9 protein-coding genes and 1 pseudogene are annotated in these 8,067 nt (G+C 62.4%); 4 read left to right on the plus strand and 6 right to left on the minus strand.

Features of this window, described 5'->3' with window-relative positions:
• A partial coding sequence (locus AC30NL_RS11785) for a hypothetical protein (RefSeq protein ID WP_489464192.1) occupies positions 1 to 183 on the minus strand: 183 nt, incomplete at its 3' end.
• 257 nt (positions 184 to 440) lie between these two features.
• Here AC30NL_RS11785 and AC30NL_RS11790 point away from each other — a divergent pair.
• A pseudogene (locus tag AC30NL_RS11790) lies at positions 441 to 584 on the plus strand (group II intron maturase-specific domain-containing protein); the annotation flags it as partial.
• A 164-nt stretch (positions 585 to 748) separates the two neighbouring features.
• Here the strand turns inward: AC30NL_RS11790 and AC30NL_RS11795 are convergent.
• The 4 genes from AC30NL_RS11795 to rsmI all read right to left on the minus strand — a co-directional run bounded on the left by AC30NL_RS11795 (position 749) and on the right by rsmI (position 5,195).
• Entirely contained in the window at positions 749 to 1,042 is a 294-nt protein-coding gene (locus AC30NL_RS11795) for a hypothetical protein (protein ID WP_489464193.1), read from the minus strand.
• A gap of 172 nt (positions 1,043 to 1,214) precedes the next feature.
• Positions 1,215 to 2,333 (minus strand): 3-deoxy-7-phosphoheptulonate synthase, encoded by a 1,119-nt coding sequence (locus tag AC30NL_RS11800; protein WP_489464194.1) that lies wholly within the window; start codon positions 2,331 to 2,333, stop codon positions 1,215 to 1,217.
• Positions 2,334 to 2,604: 271 nt separating this feature from the next.
• Positions 2,605 to 4,080 carry a metalloprotease TldD gene (tldD, locus tag AC30NL_RS11805; RefSeq protein WP_489464200.1) on the minus strand — a complete coding sequence of 492 codons (1,476 nt, stop codon included), beginning with the start codon at positions 4,078 to 4,080 and terminating at the stop codon, positions 2,605 to 2,607.
• A gap of 191 nt (positions 4,081 to 4,271) precedes the next feature.
• Complete coding sequence (rsmI, locus tag AC30NL_RS11810) at positions 4,272 to 5,195, minus strand: 16S rRNA (cytidine(1402)-2'-O)-methyltransferase (RefSeq protein WP_489464195.1); 924 nt, start codon at positions 5,193 to 5,195, stop codon at positions 4,272 to 4,274.
• Between rsmI and AC30NL_RS11815 the strand changes: the two genes are divergently transcribed.
• From AC30NL_RS11815 to AC30NL_RS11825, 3 genes are read left to right on the plus strand one after another with little or no spacing between them, the layout of a single operon-like run.
• Complete coding sequence (locus AC30NL_RS11815; RefSeq protein WP_489464196.1) at positions 5,188 to 5,565, plus strand: YraN family protein; 378 nt, start codon at positions 5,188 to 5,190, stop codon at positions 5,563 to 5,565. The two genes, rsmI and AC30NL_RS11815, sit on opposite strands and share 8 nt — an antisense overlap.
• A 42-nt stretch (positions 5,566 to 5,607) precedes the next feature.
• Positions 5,608 to 6,204 carry a phosphoheptose isomerase gene (locus AC30NL_RS11820; protein ID WP_489464197.1) on the plus strand — a complete coding sequence of 199 codons (597 nt, stop codon included), beginning with the start codon at positions 5,608 to 5,610 and terminating at the stop codon, positions 6,202 to 6,204.
• Positions 6,201 to 6,845, plus strand: coding sequence for a BON domain-containing protein (locus AC30NL_RS11825; RefSeq protein WP_489464198.1), 645 nt, complete (start codon positions 6,201 to 6,203; stop codon positions 6,843 to 6,845). The genes AC30NL_RS11820 and AC30NL_RS11825 overlap by 4 nt, the downstream gene beginning before the upstream one ends.
• A 60-nt stretch (positions 6,846 to 6,905) precedes the next feature.
• Here the strand turns inward: AC30NL_RS11825 and AC30NL_RS11830 are convergent, their stop codons facing one another.
• The gene (locus AC30NL_RS11830) at positions 6,906 to 7,793 is read right to left on the minus strand and encodes an NAD(P)-dependent oxidoreductase (protein WP_489464199.1); all 888 of its coding nucleotides are present in this window, start codon (positions 7,791 to 7,793) and stop codon (positions 6,906 to 6,908) included.
• Positions 7,794 to 8,067: the final 274 nt, after the last annotated feature.

Here is an 8,067-nt window from a genome sequence, read left to right on the forward strand (position 1 = left end):
CGTCGGGAACGCCGCGTCCAACGCGACGTTCGCCCTGTGCGTTTGTTCGTAGACAAACTTGCGGCTCACGCCGTGTTCCGTGGCCAGCTCCGTAATCGATTTCGATCCCGCCAACGCCCGAACTGCCAACACCTTGCGATCACCCTCGGGCAGCTTCGCTGCCGCGCCACCGGATCGATTCATGCACGTCACTCGACTGAAAATTTGGGGCGCCAGTATCGACCTCTGCCAGCGTCAACCAACGCTTGGCGTGTAACCCTCGAATGAACCACGCCGGCTTTTTGCATGTGCGCCCAGCATGGGCGCACTCTTGTGGGTGCAAGTCCCGCCGTAAGTTGATCACGCCATCCCGAGACGAGCTTCGACTTTCTGGGCTACTCGTTCCGGGCTCGACGGTCGAAGAACGATGGGGGAAGTGCTTCGTCAACTTCAGTCCAGGCATGAGCGCCAAGGCCGGCAAGCGCATCCGCCAGGAGATTCGCAGTTGGAAGCTGCCGCTGCGCAGCGCCAAGACACTGCATGACTTGGCGCGCATGTTCAATCAGCGCATCCGGGGTTGGGTGAACTACTACGGCGTCTTCTACAAGCGGCGCTGTATACCCGACGCCGCGGCAACTGGACCGCAAACTCGTCTTGTGGGCGACTCGCAAGTACAAGCGGCTGCGTGGCCATCGTCGTCGTGCGGCTCATTGGCTCGAGCGCATCGCGCACGAGAAGCCAGGATTGTTCGCGCACTGGCGGGCTGCTCTCAATTCGCGGTTGCGAACCCTGCTGCAAACTCGTCGAGCGACAGGATGCCGTCTTTGTTCTTGTCGAGTTCGTCGAAACGCGAAGCGATCGCCGGCAGTTTGGCTGCTTCTTCCTTCGACAGCTTGCCGTCGCCGTTGGCATCGGCGCGCGTGAAAGAGGCTTCGATCACGGCCTTGTCTTTGGCGGCCACCGGTTGCTCGTTTGCCGGAGCCTTGGCTTGTGCAAAGGCGGTCAAGGCTGCGCCAGCAAGAACCACGGGGGCGAGGATGAGAGCGAGCAGAGAGCGAGACATGTTGGGATTCTCCGAATCAGTGGAACGGAGCGTCATTGCAACCGGGATACCCCGCATGACCTAGTAGTCTTTCGCGGCATTATCCTGCTTACAGACCGTTGGTGCAAGCTTACGTCGACTTGCAGGTGCTTGCGTATCCAGCGGTTGTGTGGCCCGACGCCGCAGATTGGGATCAATGACGTCGAGCCTTCACCGCAGAACTCAACATATCCAGCACCTCCAGCGAATGGGGCCAGCCGATGCATGCATCGGTGATGCTCTGGCCGTAGCTCAGCTTGCTCGGATCATCCTTGCCGGGGCTGAACTTCTGTGCCCCCGGATTGAGGTGGCTCTCGACCATCACTCCGAAAATGCGGCGGCTGCCGCCTCCGATCTGAGCGGCGATGTCGCGCGCCACGTCGACCTGCCTTTCGTGCTGTTTGCTGCTATTAGCGTGTGAACAGTCAACCATCAGGGTGCACGGCAACTTGGCGGCTTCGAGGTCCTTGCAGGCGGTTTCGACGTGGGCTGCGTCATAGTTGGGCGTCTTGCCGCCGCGCAGGATGACATGGCAGTCCTTGTTGCCTTTGGTCTGAACAATGGCGACTTGTCCGTTCTTGTGCACCGACAGAAAATGGTGCGGCCGCGCTGCGGCCTGGATGGCATCGGTCGCGATGCGGATGTTGCCGTCCGTGCCGTTCTTGAAGCCGATCGGCGCTGAAATGCCCGAGGACAACTCGCGGTGCACCTGACTTTCGGTGGTGCGCGCACCAATGGCGCCCCAGGAGATGAGATCGCCGATGTACTGCGGCGAGATGACGTCGAGGAATTCGCTTCCAGCCGGCATGCCCGAGCGATTGATCTCGAGCAATAACTGCCGCGCGATACGCAGGCCTTCGTCGATGCGGAAGCTTTCGTCGAGATACGGGTCGTTGATCAGGCCCTTCCAGCCGACGGTGGTGCGCGGTTTCTCGAAGTACACCCTCATCACGACCTCGAGCGTGTGGGCGTAGCGGTCGCGCTGCTCCTTGAGTTTGCGCGCATATTCGATCGCCGCAGCCGGATCGTGGATCGAACAGGGGCCCATGATCACGAGCAGACGGTCGTCCTTGCCGTGCATGATGTGTCGAACGTTTCGGCGGGTGTCGCCCACCAGTTTTTCCACTGGTGTTCCGCTGATGGGGAAGAAGCGGATCAGGTGCTCGGGAGGCGGCAAGGGCATCACGTCCTTGATCCTTTCGTCGTCGGTCTGGCTGGTCTTTTCGGTGCTCGCATACCAACCCTCCGTGGTGGCGGCGTTCTTGTTCGTCATGAGATGTGCTCCAGGAAAAACAGTGGTTGGTGAAGGAGGTCTGGGCGAAAAAAAACCGCCGGGGGTTGCCCGGCGGTTTTGGGATTCGGTTTGCGCTCTACTTCGACCTACGCGCTTGCCTCTCCATCCGCCGGGCGGAGCGAGATCCAAAAGTAGGCAAAAAAGCAAGACTTGCTGGAAAGCATGGCTGCGAATGTAGCACGGGCTCCCAATGCCCAGTCAAGTGCAAATTCCGCCTGTCGGGCACGATCGCAGACAGGCCTTCAGCCTCTCAGGCCGTGCCACCGACCGTCAACCCGTCGATGCGCAAGGTGGGCTGTCCCACACCCACCGGCACGCTCTGTCCTTCCTTGCCGCAGGTGCCCACGCCGGTGTCGAGCTTCATGTCGTTGCCGATCATGGTCACGCGCGTGAGCGCGTCTGGGCCATTGCCGATGATGGTCGCGCCCTTGACCGGGTACATGATCTTGCCGTTTTCGACCCAGAAGGCCTCGCTCGCCGAGAACACGAACTTGCCGCTCGTGATGTCGACTTGACCGCCGCCGAAGTTGCTCGCGTACAGGCCGCGCTTCAACCCGGCAATGATTTCTTCCTTTGTCTTGTCGCCTGCCAGCATGTAGGTGTTGGTCATGCGCGGCATCGGCACTGCGGCGTAGCTCTCGCGGCGGCCGTTCCCGGTGGGTTTGACCTTCATCAGGCGCGCGTTCATCGAGTCCTGGATGTAGCCGAGCAGGATGCCGTCGTCAATCAACACATTGCGCTGCGAAGCATTGCCTTCGTCGTCGACATTGAGCGATCCACGGCGATCGGGCAGGGTGCCGTCGTCGAGTACCGTAACCCCTTTGGCCGCGACCCGCTGGCCGATGCGGCCCGAAAACGCGCTCGACCCTTTGCGATTGAAGTCGCCTTCGAGACCGTGGCCGATGGCTTCGTGCAGCAGGATGCCTGGCCAGCCGGAGCCGAGCACCACGCTCATCTCTCCGGCGGGTGCTGGGCGCGAATCGAGGTTGGTGAGCGCGGCATTGACGGCGTCGTTCACGTAGCTTTCGATCACGTTGTCGTGGAAGTAGCCGAAGCCGAAGCGCCCGCCACCGCCGCCAGTGCCGACCTCGCGGCGAACCTCGCCGTTGATGGTCTGCTCGGCGATCACCGTGACCGACAAGCGCACGAGCGGCCGTACGTCCGCGCCGAGCGTGCCGTCGGCTCGTGCGACGAGCACCACATCGTATTCACCCGCCAAGCCGGCCATAACCTGCGCGATGCGCGGGTCCTTGGCGCGGGCAAGCTTTTCCACTCGCTCCAGCAGCGCAACCTTCTGAGTGCTGTCGAGCGTGGCGATTGGATCCATCGGTGCGTAAAGCACGCGGCTGCCGGCCACGGTGTGCTTGCCGGTCACCTTGACCTTGCGGCTCTGGCCCGCCGCGGCGATCGTGCGCACGGTCTGCGCCGCGTCTAGCAAGGCCGATTCCGAGATGTCGTCCGAATAAGCAAAGGCCGTCTTCTCGCCAGCCACTGCCCGCACCCCCACACCTTGGTCGATGCCGAAGCTGCCGCTCTTCACGATGCCTTCCTCCAGGCTCCAGCCTTCGCTGCGCGTGTATTGGAAGTAAAGGTCAGCGTCGTCGATGCGATGCGTGGCGATGGTCTGCAGGGCCTTCGACAGCGTGGCCTCCGTGAGCCCGTAAGGCTCCAGCAAAAGCGAGCGGGCGATGGCCAGACGTTCGAGAGTGGGTTCGCGAGAGATCATGCCCATGTCCTTCTTTTAGCGGTCGTCGATTGTAGGAGTCGGCTCCGTTCATCCTGCGTTCGCGTGATTGCGACCATTGCTGCAGCGCGGCGAAGTAGCCCTTTAACAATCTTTCCTGATTTTTAGTCGTCACGCCCGATGCAGGCATACACACCGCTGAAGCAGGCGGTTGCACAAGCCTGGCGCAATCTTCAGCCCGCGTCGTCGGAATCGCCTGCCTTGAGTGCAAGCGCCCGCGCGTAGAGCGTGTTGCGCGGTGCACCGGTGAGTTCGGCCGCCAGGGACACCGCCTGCTTGAGCGGCAAGGCCGCCAGCAGCGTGCGCAAGGCCGCATCATGTCGCAGCGAATCATCACCGACGGCGACACCGTCGATTGCGTGCACGACGATCACGAACTCACCGCGTAGCCGGTGTGCGTCGGCAGCGAGCCAGTCGGGGGCCTGCGCCGCCTGCATGGTCGCGACGGTCTCGAATTGCTTGGTCAACTCGCGGCACACGGTCATGTTTCTTGTGTCGCAAGCTTCTGCGAGATCGCGGACCAAGGCCCCGATACGATGGGGTGCCTCGAAAAGCACTTGCGCGGCGACCGTCGTGGCGAGTGTCTTCAAGGCCAGCGTGCGTTCAGCCCCGCGCGACGGCAGGAAGCCGATGAACTGAAAGCCCGCGGCCCGCGTATCGCCCGCCACGCTGAGCGCCGCGACTGCGCTGCTCGCGCCCGGAATCGGCACCACCGCGTAACCTGCATCTCGAACGGTCGCCACGAGTGCCGCCCCCGGATCGCTGATCGCGGGAGTCCCGGCATCACTCACGTAGGCCACGCGTTCACCCCGCTCAAGCCTCGCCAGTACGCCCTGCGCCGCTTCGCGTTCGTTGTGCTCATGAATGGCGAGCAAGGGCTTGTCCAGACCAAAATACTGCAACAAAGGTGCGCTGTGCCGCGTGTCTTCGCAGCCGACCGCGTTGACCATCGACAGCACGTGAATTGCCCGCAGACTCAGGTCTGCGAGATTTCCGATGGGCGTGGCGACGACGTACAGAGCCCCTCTGGGATACTGCTGCCCGCTGGCGGCGGCGGCGGCCGCTTGTAATAACAACGAGGCGTTTGAATTGGTCACGAAAGTTACCACCAAGGATGTGGGCGACGATGGCGAGGCACTTGCCCTTGAGTACATGCAACGCCACGGCCTCACGCTGCTGCGGCGCAATTATCGGGTGGCCCAGGGGCCGCGAGCGCGGGGCGGCGAGGTTGATCTGATCTTGCGTGACCGCGAAGGGACGGTGGTGTTTGTCGAAGTGCGCAAGCGCAAGGGCACCGCCTTTGGCGGAGCTGCCGGTAGCGTCACTTATTCCAAACAGCGCAGCGTCGTGCTCGCCGCGCACCACTTCCTGCGCAACTGCGGGACATTGCCGCCTTGTCGCTTCGACGTGGTCGCGATTGAAGACGGCCGCATCGAATGGATCAAGTCTGCATTCGACGCCATGTGAGACCGGGCGAGGGATTCTCCCCAGTGACCTATCATCTGGCCCATGCTTGAACAACGTATCCAGCAGCAGTTCTTCGACAGCGCGGACCTCAAGTACGCCGCTGCCGAGATTCTCGCCAAGCCCATCGCCGACGCCGTGAGCGCCTTGGTCGGCGCCATTACCGGCGGTGGCAAGGTACTGGCTTGCGGGAATGGCGGCTCCGCCGGCGATGCCCAGCACTTCGCCGCCGAGTTTGTCGGACGCTTCGAGCGCGAACGGCCCGGCCTTGCGGCCATCGCGCTCACCACCGACACGTCCGTCATCACCGCGGTGGGCAACGATTACTCATTCGACGTCATCTTCTCGAAGCAGGTGCAGGCGCTGGGCAATCCGGGTGATGTGCTCCTTGCCATTTCCACCAGCGGTAATTCGGCCAACGTGCTGGCCGCAGTGGCTGCGGCACACGCGAAAGAGATGACGGTCATCGCGCTCACCGGCCGCGGCGGCGGCAAGATGCGCGATCAACTTCTTGAAACCGACGTGCACATCTGCGTTCCGCACGAACGCACCGCACGCATCCAGGAGGTGCATCTCCTCGTCGTTCATTGCCTGTGCGACGCGGTAGATCTGCAACTTCTTGGCGAACAGGACAACGCATGACTCCAACCCCAACTTTCCAACGCATCAAATTCCGAACCGCCGTATTGGTGTCGGCGCTCGCCGCGGTGACGGCCCTCAGCGCCTGCGCACCGATCGTCGTTGGCGGCGCGATGATCGGCGGCACCTTGATGGCCACCGACCGCCGCACCTCCGGCGCTCAGGTCGAAGACCAGGCCATCGAACTCAAGTCGCTCAATCGCATCCGCGACGCACTGGGCGACCGAGGACACGTCAGCACCACCAGCTACAACCGCGTCGTTCTGATCACCGGCGAAGTGCAAACCGAGGCCGACAAGGCGGCGGCGGAAGCGGCTGTACAGCGGGTCGAGAACGTCAAAAACATTGTCAATGAACTTGAAGTAATGGGCGGCACTTCGCTCACGAGCCGGTCCAACGACGCGATACTGACGAGCAAGGTCAAGGCCTCGTTCGTCGATGCGAAGGACATCTTGGCGAATTCGTTCAAGGTCGTCACGGAGCGTGGCACGGTCTTCCTCATGGGCCGCGTCACCGAGCGTGAAGCGACACGCGCCGTCGAGATTGCACGTGGCGTGAGCGGCGTGACCAAGGTCGTTCGTTTGTTCGAAATCCTCACCGAACAGGAACTGGCTGATCTCGCCCCCAAGGCGCTGGCAAAGTAGCTATCCCTCTTTTGTAAGGTGTGCGAGGCGGAGCCTCGCTTTGCCCACCTACAAGACAAGTCAGCGCAATCGCTTGATCAGGCTTGACGTGTCCAGTCGATTGCCGCCCTGCGCCTGGATGTCTGCGTAGAACTGATCGACCAGCGCAGTCACCGGCAGCCTCGCGCTGTTGCGCTTGGCCTCGTCGAGCACGAGGCCCAGGTCCTTGCGCATCCAGTCCACCGCGAAGCCGAAATCGAACTTGCCTTCGATCATGGTCGGGCCGCGATTGTCCATTTGCCAGCTTTGCGCCGCGCCTTTGCCGATGACGCCGAGGACGGCCTTCATGTCGAGACCTGCTTTCTCTCCGAAGGCGATTGCTTCGGCCAGGCCTTGAACCAAGCTGGCGATGGCGATCTGGTTCACCATCTTCGCGAGCTGCCCGGCGCCACTTTCGCCCAGCAGGGTTACCGCCTTCGCGAATGCCATCGCGATCGGCTGAATCACCGTAAATGCCGCGCTGTTTCCGCCGCACATGACGGTCAGTGCGCCATTGATGGCGCCGAGGTTGCCTCCCGACACGGGGGCATCGATGAATTCGAGTCCGCGTTCGCGGGCAGCAGCGGCCAGCTCGCGTGCCACTTCAGCGGAAGCGGTTGTGTGATCCACAAAGATCGCGCCCGGCTTCATGCCGGCGAACGCACCGGTCTTACCCAATGTCACAGAGCGCAAGTCATCGTCGTTGCCGACGCAGGCAAAGACAATGTCAGCACCTTCGGCCACCGCACGAGGCGTTGCACCGGACGCACCTCCGTATTCTCCAACCCACTTCTCCGCCTTGGCAGGCGTGCGGTTGTAAACCCTGACCCTGTGCCCTGCACGCACCAGATGCCCCGCCATGGGATAACCCATGACGCCAAGACCAAGAAACGCGACATCTCTCGCAGCCACAGGTTCGTAAATCTTCATGGCAGAAAACACTTTCACTCGGCGTCAGCCGATCGAAATTTCAAAGCAAGCGCAGGGACGCGCCCCCTCAAGCCACGCCCAAGGGTCCAGCTTTGCTGGCCCGAAGGGTGGCGCCCCTCGGGGGCACGAGCGCAGCGACTGGGGGGTAAGGATTTGGCCCGAAACAATTTCCTGTTTTGGGGGCGCAGGGCGGGCGCGCTGCGGCGTTGCTCCTCACTTGTGTGGTTCGCCACACGGCGCTCGGAGCGCCTTGCATCGCATCCCGCCCAGCGCC

Source organism: Rhizobacter sp., from assembly GCA_021153565.1.
Lineage (GTDB): Bacteria > Pseudomonadota > Gammaproteobacteria > Burkholderiales > Burkholderiaceae_C > Albitalea.

Excerpts from the sequence above, each read along its gene's own strand:
- AC30NL_RS11795 (WP_489464193.1), bottom strand. The coding sequence starts at position 1,042 with ATGTCTCGCTCTCTGCTCGCTCTCATCCTCGCCCCCGTGGTTCTTGCT.
- AC30NL_RS11800 (WP_489464194.1), bottom strand. The coding sequence starts at position 2,333 with ATGACGAACAAGAACGCCGCCACCACGGAGGGTTGGTATGCGAGCACC.
- tldD (WP_489464200.1), bottom strand. The coding sequence starts at position 4,080 with ATGATCTCTCGCGAACCCACTCTCGAACGTCTGGCCATCGCCCGCTCG.
- AC30NL_RS11820 (WP_489464197.1), top strand. The coding sequence starts at position 5,608 with ATGCTTGAACAACGTATCCAGCAGCAGTTCTTCGACAGCGCGGACCTC.
- AC30NL_RS11825 (WP_489464198.1), top strand. The coding sequence starts at position 6,201 with ATGACTCCAACCCCAACTTTCCAACGCATCAAATTCCGAACCGCCGTA.
- AC30NL_RS11830 (WP_489464199.1), bottom strand. The coding sequence starts at position 7,793 with ATGAAGATTTACGAACCTGTGGCTGCGAGAGATGTCGCGTTTCTTGGT.